This is a genomic window from Nocardia sp. NPDC057663, from assembly GCF_042799895.1.
In the GTDB taxonomy this organism is placed as follows: Bacteria; Actinomycetota; Actinomycetes; order Mycobacteriales; family Mycobacteriaceae; genus Nocardia.
In genome coordinates, this window is sequence record NZ_JBHVHX010000013.1 from 83270 (window position 1) to 98886 (window position 15617).

General features: G+C 67.8%; 18 protein-coding genes. 11 read left to right on the forward strand and 7 right to left on the reverse strand.

Annotated elements, in window-relative coordinates; genetic code table 11:
• Positions 1–46: 46 nt before the first annotated feature.
• The 4 genes from ACFVAV_RS24335 to ACFVAV_RS24350 all read left to right on the forward strand — a co-directional run bounded on the left by ACFVAV_RS24335 (position 47) and on the right by ACFVAV_RS24350 (position 3796).
• Positions 47–1099: an acyl-CoA dehydrogenase family protein gene (locus ACFVAV_RS24335; protein ID WP_379037479.1), complete on the forward strand. Its 1053-nt coding sequence runs from the start codon at positions 47–49 to the stop codon at positions 1097–1099.
• A 128-nt stretch (positions 1100–1227) separates the two neighbouring features.
• On the forward strand, positions 1228–1680 hold the full coding sequence (locus ACFVAV_RS24340; RefSeq protein WP_379037480.1) for a MarR family winged helix-turn-helix transcriptional regulator: 453 nt from the start codon (positions 1228–1230) through the stop codon (positions 1678–1680).
• A gap of 17 nt (positions 1681–1697) precedes the next feature.
• Positions 1698–2951, forward strand: coding sequence for an MFS transporter (locus tag ACFVAV_RS24345; protein WP_379037481.1), 1254 nt, complete (start codon positions 1698–1700; stop codon positions 2949–2951).
• Between the two features lie 95 nt (positions 2952–3046).
• Positions 3047–3796 (forward strand): DUF427 domain-containing protein, encoded by a 750-nt coding sequence (locus ACFVAV_RS24350; protein WP_379037483.1) that lies wholly within the window; start codon positions 3047–3049, stop codon positions 3794–3796.
• On the opposite strand, the gene ACFVAV_RS24355 is transcribed toward ACFVAV_RS24350, so the two are convergent.
• Positions 3797–4129 carry a hypothetical protein gene (locus ACFVAV_RS24355; RefSeq protein ID WP_379037485.1) on the reverse strand — a complete coding sequence of 111 codons (333 nt, stop codon included), beginning with the start codon at positions 4127–4129 and terminating at the stop codon, positions 3797–3799. It abuts the gene before it with no gap.
• Positions 4130–4131: 2 nt separating this feature from the next.
• On the reverse strand, positions 4132–5310 hold the full coding sequence (locus tag ACFVAV_RS24360; RefSeq protein WP_379037487.1) for a Rieske 2Fe-2S domain-containing protein: 1179 nt from the start codon (positions 5308–5310) through the stop codon (positions 4132–4134).
• Between the two features lie 194 nt (positions 5311–5504).
• Here ACFVAV_RS24360 and hsaA point away from each other — a divergent pair, with 194 nt between their 5' ends.
• The 5 genes from hsaA (at position 5505) to ACFVAV_RS24385 (ending at position 9685) form a co-directional block, all read left to right on the forward strand.
• A complete protein-coding gene (gene hsaA / locus ACFVAV_RS24365; protein WP_379037488.1) occupies positions 5505–6668 on the forward strand; it encodes a 3-hydroxy-9,10-secoandrosta-1,3,5(10)-triene-9,17-dione monooxygenase oxygenase subunit in 1164 nt (387 codons plus the stop codon).
• Between the two features lie 3 nt (positions 6669–6671).
• The gene (gene hsaD, locus ACFVAV_RS24370) at positions 6672–7544 is read left to right on the forward strand and encodes a 4,5:9,10-diseco-3-hydroxy-5,9,17-trioxoandrosta-1(10),2-diene-4-oate hydrolase (protein WP_379037489.1); all 873 of its coding nucleotides are present in this window, start codon (positions 6672–6674) and stop codon (positions 7542–7544) included.
• Positions 7541–8446, forward strand: coding sequence for an iron-dependent extradiol dioxygenase HsaC (gene hsaC, locus ACFVAV_RS24375; RefSeq protein WP_379037490.1), 906 nt, complete (start codon positions 7541–7543; stop codon positions 8444–8446). Before hsaD ends, hsaC begins: the two co-directional genes overlap by 4 nt.
• A gap of 17 nt (positions 8447–8463) precedes the next feature.
• Complete coding sequence (gene hsaB, locus ACFVAV_RS24380; protein WP_379037492.1) at positions 8464–9039, forward strand: 3-hydroxy-9,10-secoandrosta-1,3,5(10)-triene-9,17-dione monooxygenase reductase subunit; 576 nt, start codon at positions 8464–8466, stop codon at positions 9037–9039.
• 100 nt (positions 9040–9139) lie between these two features.
• Entirely contained in the window at positions 9140–9685 is a 546-nt protein-coding gene (locus tag ACFVAV_RS24385) for a YdeI family protein (RefSeq protein WP_379037493.1), read from the forward strand.
• A gap of 186 nt (positions 9686–9871) precedes the next feature.
• Here ACFVAV_RS24385 and ACFVAV_RS24390 read toward each other — a convergent pair whose 3' ends face one another.
• Entirely contained in the window at positions 9872–10714 is an 843-nt protein-coding gene (locus ACFVAV_RS24390) for a GNAT family N-acetyltransferase (protein ID WP_379037495.1), read from the reverse strand.
• A 142-nt stretch (positions 10715–10856) separates the two neighbouring features.
• Between ACFVAV_RS24390 and ACFVAV_RS24395 the strand changes: the two genes are divergently transcribed.
• On the forward strand, positions 10857–11732 hold the full coding sequence (locus tag ACFVAV_RS24395) for an ADP-ribosylglycohydrolase family protein (RefSeq protein ID WP_379037496.1): 876 nt from the start codon (positions 10857–10859) through the stop codon (positions 11730–11732).
• 13 nt (positions 11733–11745) lie between these two features.
• Here the strand turns inward: ACFVAV_RS24395 and ACFVAV_RS24400 are convergent, their stop codons facing one another.
• The 3 genes from ACFVAV_RS24400 to ACFVAV_RS24410 all read right to left on the reverse strand — a co-directional run bounded on the left by ACFVAV_RS24400 (position 11746) and on the right by ACFVAV_RS24410 (position 13448).
• Entirely contained in the window at positions 11746–12651 is a 906-nt protein-coding gene (locus ACFVAV_RS24400; protein ID WP_379037498.1) for a DUF559 domain-containing protein, read from the reverse strand.
• 17 nt (positions 12652–12668) lie between these two features.
• On the reverse strand, positions 12669–12854 hold the full coding sequence (locus tag ACFVAV_RS24405) for a hypothetical protein (protein WP_379037499.1): 186 nt from the start codon (positions 12852–12854) through the stop codon (positions 12669–12671).
• A gap of 234 nt (positions 12855–13088) precedes the next feature.
• The gene (locus tag ACFVAV_RS24410) at positions 13089–13448 is read right to left on the reverse strand and encodes a winged helix-turn-helix transcriptional regulator (RefSeq protein ID WP_379037500.1); all 360 of its coding nucleotides are present in this window, start codon (positions 13446–13448) and stop codon (positions 13089–13091) included.
• Positions 13449–13516: 68 nt separating this feature from the next.
• Between ACFVAV_RS24410 and ACFVAV_RS24415 the strand changes: the two genes are divergently transcribed.
• Positions 13517–14278: an SDR family oxidoreductase gene (locus ACFVAV_RS24415; protein WP_379037595.1), complete on the forward strand. Its 762-nt coding sequence runs from the start codon at positions 13517–13519 to the stop codon at positions 14276–14278.
• 273 nt (positions 14279–14551) lie between these two features.
• On the opposite strand, the gene dmpG is transcribed toward ACFVAV_RS24415, so the two are convergent.
• Positions 14552–15607, reverse strand: coding sequence for a 4-hydroxy-2-oxovalerate aldolase (dmpG, locus tag ACFVAV_RS24420; RefSeq protein ID WP_379037501.1), 1056 nt, complete (start codon positions 15605–15607; stop codon positions 14552–14554).
• Positions 15608–15617: the final 10 nt, after the last annotated feature.

Here is a 15617-nt window from a genome sequence, read left to right on the forward strand (position 1 = left end):
GTACCCGCCGCCGCGGTGACCATCACCGACTCTGCCGAGGAACCCCATGTCATCGAATGAACTGCTCGAATTCCGCACCTCCGTCCGCGCCCTGCTGGCCAAGCACGCCACGCCCGCCGCGGTGCGCGCCGCGATGGACACCGACCTCGGGTACGACCCGAAGTTGTGGACCATGCTGTGCGAGCAGGTCGGTGTGGCCGCGCTCGCGGTGCCGGAGGAATGGGGCGGTGCGGGTGCCGGGCTGGTCGAATCGCTGATGGTGGTGGGCGAATTGGGCCGCACGCTGGCGGGGGTGCCGATGCTCGGGTCCGCCGTGCTCGGGGTCCAGGCGATCCTGCTCTCGGGCGACGAGCAGGCCTGCGCCCGGCTGCTGCCGGACCTGGCCGAGGGCTCGCGCACGGCGGCGCTGTGCTGGGCCGACGCCACCGGCTGGGACTCGGCGGGCGTGCGCGCGAGCGACGGAAAGCTCAACGGCGCCGCGCATTACGTGCTGCACGGTGCCCAGGCCGACCTGCTGCTCGTGCTCACCGACGACGGCCTGTTCGAGACCACGGCCGACGCACCTGGCGTGGTCGTCACCCCGACACCGGGCCTCGACCCCACCCGCAAGCTGGCCGCCATCGCCTTCACCGACGCCCCGGCGACCAGGATCGGCACCGGTGACCCGGCCGCACTGCGCACCCGCCTGCGCGAGATCGCGTGGGCCGCGCTGGCCGCCGAGCAGGTCGGCGCCGCCCGGCACTGCCTAGAGATGACGGTGGAATACACCGCTTCGCGCGTGCAGTTCGGCAGGCCGATCGGCAGCTTCCAGGCACTCAAGCACCGGATGGCCGATATGTACGTGCTGGTGGAGTCGGCCGAGTCGACGGCACTGGCCGCCGCCCAGGCCGTGGCCGAGAACAGCGACTCGGCCGCCGAGGACGTCTACGTCGCCCGCAAGCACTGCACCGAGACCTTCTCCCACGTGGCCGCCGAGACGATCCAGCTGCACGGCGGCATCGCCATCACCTGGGAACACGACGCCCACCTGTACTTCAAGCGGGCGCACGCCACCGCCGAGCTCTTCGGCACCGGCCGCCGTCCGGTCGCGGCCGCCTAGCCGCACCCATCGAAAGCCCTGGTCGCGACCCCGCGACCGGGGCTTTCGGCGTGTTGTGCGTGATGTCACCGGGTTCGAGACACCCGATCCCTGGGTTTAGATAGTTAGCTTATGCAATAATACTGTTCGTGCAGCAGACAGAGCAGCCCTCCCCGGACGACATCGTGGTCGACCTGTTGGTCACTGCCGGTCGGCTCACCCGGCTCGCCGGGGCGATCAGCAACGACGATCTGCCCCGAGCGATCCTGCGCGCCCTCGCCGTGCTCGACGAACACGGCGGCCTGCGGGTCAGCGACTTCGCCCGGATCGATCGATGTTCGCAACCGGCGGCAACGGCGCTGATCGGCCGGCTCGTCGCCGACGGATTCGCCTCCCGCACCAGGGACCCGCAGGACTCCAGGGCGGTTCTCATCGAACTGACCCCGGCGGGCCGGAACCGCCTCGTCGAGGCCAGGCGCGCCTTCGCGGCCGCCATGGCTCCCGGACTCGCCGACTTCGATCTCGATCGCCTGATCCGGCTCGACACCGACCTGAACGACCTGCTGACAGCCCTGCGTGCGGTTGCCCGCGGTCACCAGTGATGCAACCAGGAGCGCCAGTGAGCCTTCCCCCGTTGACTCGCGCCGACGACACCGCCGCCGCAGCCACCACCTCGTCCGGACAACCCAAGGCCGTCTGGGCCGTCGCCTTCGCGAGTGTCATCGCGTTCATGGGCATCGGTCTCGTCGACCCCATCCTCAAGCCGATCGGCGAACAGCTGAACGCGAGCCCCTCGCAGGTCTCGCTGCTGTTCACCAGCTACATGGCCGTCACCGGCGTCGCCATGCTGATCACCGGCGTCATCTCCAGCCGCTTCGGCGCGAAGAAGACGCTGCTGTCCGGCCTGGCGATCATCGTGGTGTTCGCCGCGCTGGCCGGCATGTCGAGCACGATCGGCGAGATCGTCGGCTTCCGCGCGGGCTGGGGTCTGGGCAACGCGCTGTTCATCGCGACGGCGCTGGCCACCATCGTCGGCGCGGCCACCGGCGGCGTCGCCAAGGCGATCATCCTCTACGAGGCCGCCCTCGGCATCGGCATCGCGACCGGCCCGCTGCTGGGTGGCCTGCTCGGCGGTATCAGCTGGCGCGGACCGTTCTTCGGTGTGTCGGTGCTGATGGCCATCGCCTTCATCGCGATCGTCGTGCTGCTGCCCGAGATGCCCAAGCCGGCCAAGCCGACCTCGATCACCGCCCCGTTCAAGGCGCTGCGGCACAGGGGCCTGCTGACCGTGAGCATCACCGCGCTGCTCTACAACTTCGGCTTCTTCACCCTGCTCGCCTACACCCCGTTCCCACTGGACATGGGCACCTACGCGATCGGCTTCATCTTCTGCGGCTGGGGCATCATGCTCGCGCTGGCCTCGGTGTTCCTCGCGCCGAAACTGCAAGCGCGCTTCGGCACCCTGCCGATGATGGCGCTCTCGCTCGGCCTGTTCGCCGCGGATCTGGCGGTGATGGGCATGTTCGCCGAGCACAAGATCGTGCTGATCGTCGGCGTGGTCATCGCCGGCCTGTTCCTCGGCGTGAACAACACGCTGATCACCGAGGCCGTGATGATCTCCGCGCCGGTCGAGCGTTCCACCGCGTCGGCGGCCTACAGCTTCGTCCGGTTCGCCGGTGGCGCCGCGGCGCCGTGGGTGGCGGGCAAGCTCGGCGAGCACAGCGTCTCGCTGCCGTTCTGGCTCGGCGCCGCCTTCACCGCCGCCGCGGTCGCCGTCCTGTTCCTCGGCCGCAGCGCGCTCGCCCATATCGACGAGCACGACCCGGCCCCGCACAGCATCGAGGAAGCACAAGCCATCACCGTCGGCGACTGACCCGCCCGGTGACATCGAGCCGCCCCCGCTGCCACGAGCAGCGGGGGCGGTTTCGTGCCGGGAAGAAGTCGGTGGCCCGGCGTAGCGTCGAGACCATGAGCGACGACAAGCGCGGGCGGGTCAGGGTCGAGTCGGCGCACAAGCGCGTCCGGGCCTATCTCGACGGACGACTGGTGGCCGACACGGTGCGGCCACTGCTGGTCTGGGAGGTCCCCTACTACCCGACCTACTACCTCCCGCTGACCGATGTCAGAGCGGACCTGGAACCGAACGGGGTCGACGAGCACTCCCCCAGCCGTGGCGAGGGCACCGGATACGACGTGGTGGCCGACGGCGTACGCGCCGACGGAGCGGCACTGCGCTACCTCGACTCGCCGCTGCCCGACCTGAAAGACGCTGTGCGCCTGGACTTCGCCACCTTCGACTGGTTCGAGGAGGACGAGCCGATCTTCGTGCACCCCCGTGACCCGTATTCCCGGGTCGACATCCTGGGCAGTTCGCGCAATGTGCGGGTAGAGATCGACGGCGTCACCGTCGCCGACTCGTCCTCGCCGCGCATCCTGTTCGAAACCGGCTTACCCGCGAGGTATTACCTGCCGCTGCCCGATGTCCGGATGGATCTGCTCGTCGGCTCCGACACCCACACCAGCTGCCCGTACAAGGGCACCGCCGACTACTGGCACGTCCAGGTCGACGGCACCGAGCACCGCGACATCGTGTGGATCTATCGCGCACCGCTGCCGGAGAGCCAGAAGGTCGCCGGCCTGGCGTGCTTCTACAACGAGAAGGTCGACATCTACCTCGACGGCGTACTCCAGGACCGCCCGCACACCCCGTTCAGCTGACTACTCGGGCACCTCGAGCAGACCCTCGTCGACCGCCCATTTGATGGACTTCTCCAGCGACGGACACGATTCGGGCCTGCCCGGCCGCGCGCCGTGCGCGCTGAGCTGGGCGAAGACCGGGCAGTGCGTGTCCGGTCGTTCGGTCCACTGCACCGAGGTCTGGTGCGCGCTGTACTTGCGCACCAGGACCTCGGCCTGGCAGGCCTGACACCGCACCGGTGTCAGGCCCTCGTCCAGGTAGCGCTGTTTGTCGACCGTGGTCTGGGCCCGCACCGCGGCCTGCCGCACGGGCTGATCGGCGAAGTCGGGTGCCTTGGCCCAGGTCGGGGACATGGTTACACGCCCGCTTCGGCTTCTGCCTCGGCCTTGCGGCGCAGGTTCTCCGCCACCTCGGCCTCCCAGGCCTGGTTGGCCTTGGTGGTGTCGACCTCGAACTCGAAGCGCTGGGTCATCTTCTCGGTGACATCGGCGGCATCGACGTAGAACTGCTCGTACCAGCGGCGCAGCTGGTAGACCGGGCCGTCCTCCTCGCACAGCAGCGGGTTCTCGACCTTGGACTTGTGCTTCCAGATCTCCACGTCCTGGAGGAAGCCGTCGCCGAAGAACTCGGTCATCGAGGCCGCCAGCTTCTCGGCGGTCGCGTCGTCGATGCCCTTGGGCTTCTCGACGGTCAGGCCGTACTGCAGCACGAACTCGTCCTGGCTGACCGGGTAGTGGCAGTTGATCAGCACGACCTTGATCTCGTATCCGCCATAGATGTTGACCAGCGGATTGATCATGTAGGACGGGCCGAAGTACGACGCCTCCGACTTCAGCAGCGTCTCACCGCCGTACTTGGCCGCCATGCCGATGTCGGGACGGCCCTTGGTCTCCAGGAACTGCGTCGCCACATGACCCTCGAAGACGTTCTTGAAGTACGTCGGGAAGGCATAGTGGATGTAGAAGAAGTGCGCCATGTCCACGACGTTGTCGATGATCTCGCGGCAATTGGAGCCCTCGATGCGCATCGTGTTCCACGTCCACGGCGTCCAGCCGCTGTCATGATCCTCGCTGGGGTTGCCCTCCGTGTCGGTGTAGGGGCCCTCGATGTGCGGAATCGTGACCTCGGCGGGCGGCTCGTTGCCCTCGTGGTCGTGCCAGATGAACAGCTGACCGTTGCGCTCGAGCGTCGTCCACTTCCTGGTGCGGGCCAGCGGCGGAACGCGGCGCGCGTAGGGAATCGACGTGCACTTGCCGCTGGCGCCCCAGCGCCAGTCGTGGAACGGGCAGGCGATGTCGTCGCCCTTGACCGTGCCCATGCTCAGATCGCCGCCCATATGCCTGCAGTAGGCATCGAGCACGCGGATCTCGTCGTTGGTGTCGGTCCACACCACGAGCTTGGTTCCGAAGATCTCGATCGCGTGCGGCTTACCGTCGCGGAACGACGAGGCCAGGCCGACACAGTGCCAGCCGCGCGCAAACCTCGTCGGCGTGGTGCCGACATCGAGTTCCCTCACCTTGGGGTTGACTGCCATCCCGAACCCTCCTTGTTCACTAGAACACGTTACAAAACGAGGCCGCTTCACGCCAGCTGTCCAGCGAACTTCGCTCCACGCCCCTGTTATATCCGAGGTAGGGCGATCTTCTCGACAGAAATGAGAACCTGTTCTAATCTCAGAGTCGAACAAGAACCGGTTGTCGATCCGACAAGGCAGGAGCGGGCTCCGAAATGACGCAAGAAGTGACCGAACGGGTCGAGGCACTGCTGCCGACACTGCGTGAACGTGCGCAGGAGGCCGAGGACCTGCGCCGCATTCCCGACGAATCCATGAAGGCGCTGCAGGAGACCGGCTTCTTCCGGCTGCTCCAGCCCAAGCAGTGGGGCGGCCACGCCGCCGACCCGGTCGTCTTCTACGACACCGTGCGCAAGATCGCCAGCGCCTGCGGGTCCACCGGCTGGGTGGCGGGCATCATCGGCGTGCACAACTGGCACCTCGCGCTGTTCGACCAGCAGGCCCAGGAAGACGTCTGGGGCGAGGACACCGACGTGCGGATCTCCTCCTCCTACGCCCCGATGGGCGCGGGCCAGGCGGTCGACGGCGGCTACATCGTGCGCGGCTCGTGGGCCTGGTCCTCGGGTTCCGATCACGCCACCTGGGCGGTCCTGGGCGGTCCGGTGATCAAGAACGGCAAGCCGGTCGACTTCGGCTCCTTCCTGATCCCGCGCTCGGACTACCGCATCGATGACGTCTGGAACGTGGTCGGCCTGCGTGGCACCGGCTCCAACACCGTGGTCGTCGAGGACGTCTTCGTCCCGGCGCACCGCTTCCTGAGCTTCCGCGCGATGAGCGAGGGCCGCGCGCCCGGCCTCGAGCAGAACACCGACGCCGTGTTCAAGATGCCGTGGGGCACCATCCACCCCACCACCATCTCCACGCCGATCGTCGGCATGGGCTACGGCGCCTACGAGGCGCACGTCGAGCACCAGGGCAAGCGCGTGCGCGCGGCCTTCGCCGGCGAGAACGCCAAGGACGATCCGTTCGCCAAGGTGCGCGTGGCCGAGGCCGCCAGCGACATCGACGCCGCGTGGCGTCAGCTCTCGGGCAATGTCGCCGAGGAGTACGCGCTGCTGGTGGCGGGCGAGGAGGTGCCGTTCGATCTGCGCGTGCGCGCCCGTCGCGACCAGGTCCGCGCGACCGGCCGGGTGATCGCCTCGATCGACAAGCTCTTCGAGTCCTCGGGCGCGACCGCGCTCGCCAACGGCACCCCGCTGCAGCGCTTCTGGCGTGACGCGCACGCGGGCCGGGTGCACGCGGCCAACGATCCCGAGCGCGCCTACGTCATGTACGGCACGCACGAGTTCGGTCTGCCCGTCACCGACGCCATGGTGTAGCCGATGACTCAGACCGCTGAACTCACCTACGAATCGACCTCCCGCTACGCGCAGGTCACCCCCGAGCTGAAGCTGCACTACCACGAGGCGGGCGTCGGCAACGGCCCCACGATCGTGCTGCTGCACGGCGGCGGGCCCGGCGCCTCGGCGTGGTCGAACTTCGCCCGCAACATCCCGGTGCTGGCCGAGAACTTCCACGTGATCGCGCTCGACCAGCCCGGTTTCGGCAAGTCCGACAAGCCGGTCGACCATCCGCAGTACTTCGTGCACGCGTCCACCGCGCTGCTCGCGCTGCTGGACCACCTGCAGATCACCGAGCGGGTGCACCTGCTGGGCAACTCACTCGGCGGCGGCACCTCGGTGCGCTTCGCCCTGGACAACCCCAAGCGCGCGGGCAAGCTCGTGCTGATGGGCCCGGGCGGGCTGAGCACCAACCTGTTCGCGCCCGACCCGACCGAGGGCGTCAAGCTGCTCTCGGCGTTCAGCTACGCGCCGACCAGGGAGAACCTGGAGAAGTTCCTGCGGATCATGGTCTTCGACCAGTCGCTGATCACCGAGGAACTGATCGACGAGCGGTTCGCCCTGGCTAGCACGCCCGAGTCGCTGGCCGCCGTGCGCGCGATGGGTAAGTCCTTCGCGGGCGCCGACTTCGAGAAGGGCATGCTGTGGCGTGACGCGTACAAGCTGCGTCAGCCGGTGCTGCTCATCTGGGGCCGCGAGGATCGGGTCAACCCGCTCGACGGCGCGCTCGTCGCCACCAAGGTCATCCCGCGCGTGCAGCTGCACGTGTTCGGCGGCTGCGGACACTGGGCACAGCTGGAGAAGTTCGACGAATTCAACCGGCTCACGGTCGATTTCCTCGAGGAGAAGCAATGAGTATCCGCGCTCTGGGCTACATGCGCATCGAGGCCACCGACATGGCGGCCTGGCGCGAGTACGGCCTCAAGGTGCTCGGCATGATGGAGGGCACCGGGCTCAACCCCGACGCGCTCTACCTGCGCATGGACGATTTCGCCGCGCGACTGGTGATCGTCCCCGGCGAGCAGGACCGGCTGCTGGTCTCGGGCTGGGAGGTCACCGACGCCCGCGGCCTGCAGCAGCTGCGGGAGACCCTGGCCAAGGCCGGGGTCACCTTCACCGAGGGCACCAAGGAAGAGCTGGGTGAGCGCCGCGTCGAGGGCATGATCCGGTTCCAGGATCCGTCCGGGAACACCCTCGAGGCGTTCTACGGCGCGCAGTACCTGGGCCGCCGCTTCGTCAGCCCCTACGGCCACAAGTTCGTCACCGCCGAGCAGGGTCTGGGCCACGTGGTGCTGACCTGCACCGACGATGCCGCGGCGCAGGCGTTCTACCAGGACGTCCTGGGCTTCCGGCTCCGGGACTCCATGCGGCTGCCGCCGCAGATGGTCGGCCGTCCCGCCGACGGCGACCCGGCCTGGCTGCGCTTCTACGGCTGCAACCCGCGCCACCACGCGCTGGCGTTCCTGCCGCTGCCGAATCCGACCGGCATCGTGCACCTCATGGTCGAGGTGGAGAACTCCGACGACGTCGGCCTCTGTCTGGACCGCGCCTACCGCAAGAAGGTGAAGATGTCGGCCACCCTCGGCCGGCACATCAACGACAAGATGCTGTCCTTCTACATGAAGACTCCCGGCGGATTCGATATCGAATTCGGCTGTGAGGGACTGGAAGTCGACGACGACGACTGGATCGCCCGCGAATCGACCGCGGTCAGCCTGTGGGGTCACGACTTCACCGTCGGATTCAAGCAGCAATAGGAATGGCGGCGAGGGACATGACCGAACAGATACCGGCGATCGACGGCCGGCAATTTCGTAATGTGCTGGGGCAGTTCTGCACCGGCATCACCGTGATCACCGCGCTCGATCCGGCGGGTGAGCCGATCGGCTTCGCCTGCCAGTCCTTCGCCGCCCTCTCCCTCGACCCGCCCCTGGTGCTGTTCTGCCCCACCAAGGGGTCGCGCTCCTGGGCGGCGATCGAGGCGGCGGGCAAGTTCTGCGTGAACGTGCTCGCCGAGGAACAGCAGCCGACGTGCGCGCGCTTCGGCTCGCGCGAGACCGACAAGTTCGCCGGAGTCTCCTGGCACACCTCGGAATTGGGTGTGCCGGTGCTCGACGATTCGCTGGCGACCATCGAATGCACCGTCGACTCCGTCGTCGACGGCGGGGACCACTACATCGTCATCGGCCGGGTCCAGGCGCTCGCGGAATCGGCCACCACCGGCGGTCGGCCGCTGCTGTTCTACCGCGGTCAGTACACCGGCATCGAGCCGGACAAGACCACCCCCGCGCCCTGGCGCGCGGATCTGGACCATTTCCTCACGACCACCAGCCTCGACACCTGGCTGTGAGTCCCGCGGGTGCGGCCGCCCACACAATGCGCGGCCGCACCCGTTTCCTTCGTTTTTAAGTGCTCATTCGGTGAGCACTTTGCGGCGGATCATGGTTCGTATGAACATCGACTACATCACCTGCGCCGAGGCGAGCGACTGGGAATCGTGGCTGGCCACCCATCACTACACCGCGGGTGAGGTCTGGGTGCGGATCGCCAAGAAGGGCGCCCCCGAACCGTCGGTGACGATCACCGAGACCCTCGACGGCGCGCTCTGCTACGGCTGGATCGACAGCCATCGGCGTGGGCTCGATGCCCATCACTACCTGCAGCGTTACTCGCCGCGCCGGGCCCGCAGCCCGTGGTCGCAGGTCAATGTGGCCAAAGCCGAGGCCCTCATCGTGGCCGGGCGGATGCAGCCCGCGGGGTATGCGGTGATCGAAGAGGCCGTGGCTGACGGGCGCTGGGCGGGCGCCTACGAGCGTCAAAGCACCGCCGAGACTCCCGCCGACCTGGTCTCCGCGCTTGCCGCCGCGCCTGAAGCCCGCGCCGCCTACGCAGCCCTCGGTCGCTCCGACCAGTACCGGCTGTTCCTGCCCATCCTCAAGGCCACCTCCCCGGCCGAACGGGCGACCCGGGTTGCGCAGGTTGTCGGCGCCTTGTGACATCGAATTCGTGCTACTCGCATCGTGCGGGGTCCACCACCGGGCTGGTCGGCCGCGTAGCCGACCACCAGCCGGCCGAAATCTGCGGACACTCGCCTCGGACCAGTCCGCGGACAGGATCGGGACCCACTCGCACACGAGCACAGGTACGCGATGGGCTGCTCCGAATCGCCCCACGACGCCGCGTCAGACCTCTTTGACGAGTAACGCGCGGGTGTAGAGCAGGGAGAACCCTCGGCCCTGAGCATTCTGTTGCGACTTCGATCCGGGCTGAGTGGTGATCACCGCGAGGTCGCAACCCGCTGCCGCCGCCTCGGTCAGGCGAGCAGACAGGAGCGCGGTCTGGACGCCATGCCTGCGGAGGGCGGGCAGCGTCGCGGCACCCACGAGAGCCGCGATACCACCATCGGTGCGCATGCTCGCACCGCCGGCCGGTGCCCCATCGCGATAGGCGAGGTAGCGACGGGTGTCATTGGCGGAAGCCATGTCTCGCATCACCTCGGCAATGGCCGCACGAGGAAACTCCTCATGCGACGAGCCCCCATCCTCATCCGGATGAGCGAATCCGTCGACAACGACATCGAGCCAGACATCCACCTCATCCCCCTCGTCGCGCCGCACTTGGACCTGCTCCGGCCCCACCCAGGTCCGCCCATCCAGCTCGATCCCGAGCACATTCTCGAAAGACATCAACCGATACCCCCGCCCCGTCAATTCCGCCGCGATCCGCGAATCACCCAACTGCGCCAACTCCACCTGCACCGGCGCCCCCACCTCCGCATAAGCCCTTTCGACCTCCTCCCACTCCCCCACTGAAGGCGCCCCACCGAACCCAACCCCCACCACCTTGGTCAACGGCGACCCCACCCCCGCAAAACACGCCGCCCCATCCCCAAACGCCCGCACGAACCCACCCGTCCCCCGCCGCATCCCCACCTCCACCGCACCGGCAATAGCCCCGGTCTCCACCCCCTCGATCCGACGCGCCAACCCAACCCCGCAGAACAACGTCCCCACGTTTTCGCTCATCAACCAGTTATAAGGCCCCTGTCCAGCGAGTTTCGCGATCGCGCCCCCGTTCCCCGGTCCCGCGCATCCGGTCCGAATAGGCTGCACTACGGAACTTCCCAACGACTACGGCGGCGATCATCAGCTCGACCATCCACCACCGATGACCCCGGCACGACTGGCGCGGGCGGAGATCTCCTTGCGCGGCTTGGCCGTCGGGGACGCATTCGGCGCCTGCGCGGCAGCCGATCCCGTTGTCGCGACCACCGACCCACTGCCGCCCGGCCCCTGGTTGTGGACCGACGACACCGAGATGGCCAGTTCGATCGTCGACATCCTCGCGAGGTTCGGGCGCATCGATCAAGATGCCCTGGCCACGTCCTTCGTCACCCATTACGACATCTACCGGCGATACGGGCCAGGAACCAACCGGATTCTCCGCCTCATCCGCGCCGGCCGCGGCACCTGGCGAGACCTCGCGCCGCAGGCCCGCAATGGGCAGGGGTCATGGGGCAACGGAGCGGCCATGCGAGTCGCCCCACTCGGCGCGTTCTTCGCCGACGACCTCGACCGTGTGATCGCCGAGGCGGCCGCTTCCGCCGAGGTGACCCACACCCACCCTGAGGGCATCGCGGGAGCGATCGCCGTCGCGGTCGCCGCGGCAGGCGCCGCAACGACGGCCTCGTCCGGCGAAGAATGGCTGACCCACGTCATCGACAGCACCCCAGACGGCACCGTCCGCCGAGGAATCCGGCACGCCGTGCACCTCCTGACCACCGCCGACCCACACCTCGCGGCATCCGAACTCGGCAACGGCGCACAGACCTCGGCAGCCGACACCGTCCCCTTCTGCCTCTGGGCAGCAGCCCAGCACCCCACGGACTTCGCCGCCGCTCTCCGCACAGCCGCAGCCACCGGCGGCGACACGGACACCCTCTGCGCCATCATCGGCGGAATCCTCGCCACCCGAACCCCACCGCCCCAGGAATGGACCACCCGCTGCGAACCACTGCCCGCCTGGCTCGCCCGCCCAGCATGAACCTCGACCAAGATCACGACGCTCTGGCGGGATCAAGGTGGACGCCATGGGCATTCAGTGCTGCCAGTACCCGGTCGATGACGATGTAAGGGCGGTTGCGCAGCAGGTCGGCGCCGACGCGGACGATCAGCCAGCCGTGCTCGGCGAGGATCGCGAGCCTGTCGATGTCCTTCGTGCGCTGCGCGGTGTCGGTCCAGTGCTGGGCGCCGTCGTATTCGACTGCCACCTGCCACCGTTCCCAGCCCATGTCCAGGCGTGCCAGAAACTCTCCACCGTGATCCCGGACCACGATCTGGGTGGTCGGCGCGGGCAGTCCGTGGTCGATCAGCAGCAACCGGGTCAGTGATTCTTGCGGGGACTCGGCACCGGGATCGACCAACCCGAGCACAGCGCGCGCCCTCGCGCAGCCCCGCACTCCCTGGTGACCATCGGCGAAGGACAGCACGGTCGACGGGTCTAGACCGGTGGCGCGGCACAGGGCGTCGAGCGCGGGGATCGCCTGGTCACGGGGAAGGCGGCGGGCGAGGTCGAAGGCTGTGCGGGGCGGTGTCGTGACCGGGTATCCGTGGACCTCGCACCGCTCGCCCCGGGTGAGCTCGGCCTGTATCACGGTGATGCCCGGCGGCGGACGGCGATGCCGCGGCAAGGCGATCTCAACCGGCTGATCGGCATCGACATAGGCGCTACCCAGCAGCGCCGCGGCAGACCGGCCGACGAGCACCCCCTCGCCCTTGGTCCAGTGGACCGCCGCTTTGGCCCGGCCTGTCACATCGAGCTGTATGCCTTTGCGCGCATAGACATCCGGCGCAACCCTGTCGAAGTCATGCCGCAACTCATGCCGTGTGACCGCTCCCGCCGCCAACGCCCACGACCCGATAAACGGTTCATCGAATACCCCATGCGCGAGATGGTCCTCCACCCCACCGACATGCCTGGTCAGCGCGGATCCAGGATCCGGACTCCGCAACGCGGGCAATAGAACAGCGCACCCTCGTGATCACATTTGCCCGCCCACAGATAGTCGCGGATGGTGCCGACGATGAATGCCAGGTGGTCGACGGGAGTCGCGCCGAGTTGCTGGTCGATTCCCTCCGCGATCACATCACCACGTTCGATCTCCACCGGTTCGGTCCCCGGCTCGCCGTCGGCGGTTCCGACGACGCGCTGCGCGAACTCACATCAGCACAGGTCAGCCACGCCGCCAACCTACGCCCGAACCACCCTCGCAGCACATCCTTTTCGAGGCGGGAGGTTGGACACATGATCACTAGGCAATGAGGGATTTTCGCTCTCGGGCGATAGTGACGCGAAGGCCTGGTGATCAATCGTCCAGACGAGCGCGCGATGGCGAATTCCCTAGCGGGCGGCGCGCCAGGGGATTCGGCCGTTGCCGTCGCCAGTGGAGGTCCATTGTTCGGACCAGTCCCAGAGAGGTTGGAGGGATTCGGCGAGGAGGGCGCCTTCGGTGGTCAGTTCGTAGGCGCCGCGGGGGCCGTTTTTGCGGGTGAGGCCGGCGGACTGGAGTTGTTGTAGGCGGTCGGAGAGCATGCTCGACGAGCAGTTGCCCATGCGGCGGCGGAGATCGAGGAAGCCGAGGGGGCCGGGTTCCAGTTCCCAGATGACGCGCAGCATCCAGCGCTGACCGAGGAGGTCGATCGCGGCAAGGATCTTCCGGGAGGGTTCGGTGGGGTCGCCATCCCCTGTTGCGCTTCTCATTCAGAAGCACGATAGTTGCTTCTGAATCAGAAGCATCTGGACCGCTCGGGGGCGGCGGAAGGAGAACGATCGTGGATTCGACGGTGCAGCGGGTGGTGCTGGTGACGGGGGCCTCACGGGGGATCGGGGCGGAGGCGGCCGCGCAGTTCGGGGCGGCGGGGGCGCAGGTGATCGTGAACTTCCGGGAGAAGCGCAAGCGTGCGCAGACCGTGGTGGACGGGATCGTCGCCGCCGGAGGTAGTGCGTCGACGCTCGGTGCGGATGTGTCGGATCCGGACGATGTCGCGGAGATGGTCGTGGAGATCGGACGGACGTTCGGGCGGCTGGATACCTTGGTGCTCAATGCATCCGGTGGGCTCGAACGAGATGCCGATCCCGGGTACGCGCTACGGCTCAACCGGGATGCGCAGGTGAATCTGGCGACGGCAATGCTGCCGTTGATGCCCGCGGGTGGACGGATCGTGTTCGTCACCAGCCATCAGGCGCACTTCATCCACGAGAAAGACGATGTGCCCCAGGGTTACGCGCCGATCGCGAGGAGCAAGCGGGCGGGCGAGGACGCGCTGCGAGCGCTGATTCCCGAATTCCAGGAGCGCGGAATCGGTTTCACGGTGGTGTCCGGCGACATGATCGACGGGACGATCATCGTCCGTCTACTGGAACGGCGTGACCCGATCAGTGTCGAGTCACGCCGTGCAGCAGGCCCGCTGCCCACCGTCGAGGATTTCGCGCGAGTGATCGTGCGGGCGGGCACGGAAGCCGCCGCCATCGGTCAGACGTTCTATGTCGGCGGCGACGACTACGTCGCCGCAGGTGCTCTCACGCGGTGACGGAAGCCTTACACAGGAGCTCCCAGATGACGCGCAGCACCCAGCGCGGACCGAGAAGGTTGATCGCGGGCGGCGTCAGGCGACGCGGGGGCGCACCTGGACTACGAGGTCGGCGTCGAGGGCTCGGGCCAGGCGCTCGAGTACGGGCAGGCTGGGGACCGTTCCGCCTGCTTCGAAGCGCATCCAGACTGTTCGGGCGCAAGCGAATCAGGTTGTCCCGAGACGCCGAACGGCGTGACCCGAGGTTCGGGTCACGCCGTCAGGGGTGAGTGGTCAGGCCGAGGTGGTGACCGTGGCTTCGCGCTGGAGTTCCAGGGCGATGTCGATGAGCTGGTCTTCCTGGCCGCCGACGAGTTTGCGCTTGCCTGCGCGGACGAGCATTTCGGCGGCGGAGACGCCGTAGCGTTCGGCTTGGCGTTCGGCGTGGCGCAGGAAGCTGGAGTAGACGCCCGCGTAGCCCATCATCAGGGCTTGGCGGTCGAGGAGGCATTCCGACGGCATGGCCGGGCGGACGACGTCCTCGGCGGCGTCGGTGACGGCGAAGAAGTCGACGCCGGTCTTGATGCCGAGCTTGTCGCAGACGCCGATGAAGGCTTCGACCGGCAGGTTGCCCGCGCCCGCGCCGAAGCGGCGGGCCGAGCCGTCGATCTGGGTGGCGCCCGCGCGCACGGCGTAGACCGAGTTCGCCACGGCGAGGCCGAGGTTCTCGTGGCCGTGGAAGCCGACCTGGGCGTCGTCGCCGAGTTCGGCGACCAGTGCCGAGACGCGGTCCGACACCTGCTCGAGGACGAGGGCGCCCGCGGAATCGACGACGTAGACGCACTGGCAGCCCGCGTCGGCCATGATGCGGGCCTGCTTGGCCAGGTTCTCCGGCGTGGTGGAGTGGGCCATCATGAGGAATCCGACGGTCTCCAGGCCGAGTTCGCGCGCCAGACCGAAGTGCTGGATCGAGACATCCGCCTCGGTGCAGTGGGTGGCGATACGGCAGATGGACGCGCCGTTGTCCTGGGAGATCTTGATGTCTTCCTTGACGCCGACACCCGGCAGCATGAGGAAGGCGATCTTGGCCTGCTTGGCGGTCTCGGCGGCGGCCTTGATCAGCTCCTGCTCAGGGGTTTTCGAGAACCCGTAGTTGAACGAGGATCCGCCGAGGCCGTCACCGTGGGTCACCTCGATGACCGGGACGCCCGAACCATCCAGGGCGGCAACGATATTGCGCACCTCGTCCACGGTGAACTGGTGACGCTTGTGATGTGAGCCGTCGCGCAGCGAGGTGTCGGTGACACGCACATCGAGTTCGCCCGAGAAGGGCTTCAGGATATTGCTCATGGTCGAATCT

Coding starts and splice junctions, on each gene's coding strand:
- ACFVAV_RS24360 (WP_379037487.1), bottom strand. CDS start 5,310: ATGGCAGTCAACCCCAAGGTGAGGGAACTCGATGTCGGCACCACGCCG.
- hsaB (WP_379037492.1), top strand. CDS start 8,464: ATGACCGAACAGATACCGGCGATCGACGGCCGGCAATTTCGTAATGTG.
- ACFVAV_RS24355 (WP_379037485.1), bottom strand. CDS start 4,129: ATGTCCCCGACCTGGGCCAAGGCACCCGACTTCGCCGATCAGCCCGTG.
- hsaC (WP_379037490.1), top strand. CDS start 7,541: ATGAGTATCCGCGCTCTGGGCTACATGCGCATCGAGGCCACCGACATG.
- ACFVAV_RS24390 (WP_379037495.1), bottom strand. CDS start 10,714: ATGAGCGAAAACGTGGGGACGTTGTTCTGCGGGGTTGGGTTGGCGCGT.
- ACFVAV_RS24350 (WP_379037483.1), top strand. CDS start 3,047: ATGAGCGACGACAAGCGCGGGCGGGTCAGGGTCGAGTCGGCGCACAAG.
- ACFVAV_RS24410 (WP_379037500.1), bottom strand. CDS start 13,448: ATGAGAAGCGCAACAGGGGATGGCGACCCCACCGAACCCTCCCGGAAG.
- ACFVAV_RS24335 (WP_379037479.1), top strand. CDS start 47: ATGTCATCGAATGAACTGCTCGAATTCCGCACCTCCGTCCGCGCCCTG.
- ACFVAV_RS24385 (WP_379037493.1), top strand. CDS start 9,140: ATGAACATCGACTACATCACCTGCGCCGAGGCGAGCGACTGGGAATCG.
- ACFVAV_RS24395 (WP_379037496.1), top strand. CDS start 10,857: ATGACCCCGGCACGACTGGCGCGGGCGGAGATCTCCTTGCGCGGCTTG.
- hsaD (WP_379037489.1), top strand. CDS start 6,672: ATGACTCAGACCGCTGAACTCACCTACGAATCGACCTCCCGCTACGCG.
- hsaA (WP_379037488.1), top strand. CDS start 5,505: ATGACGCAAGAAGTGACCGAACGGGTCGAGGCACTGCTGCCGACACTG.
- dmpG (WP_379037501.1), bottom strand. CDS start 15,607: ATGAGCAATATCCTGAAGCCCTTCTCGGGCGAACTCGATGTGCGTGTC.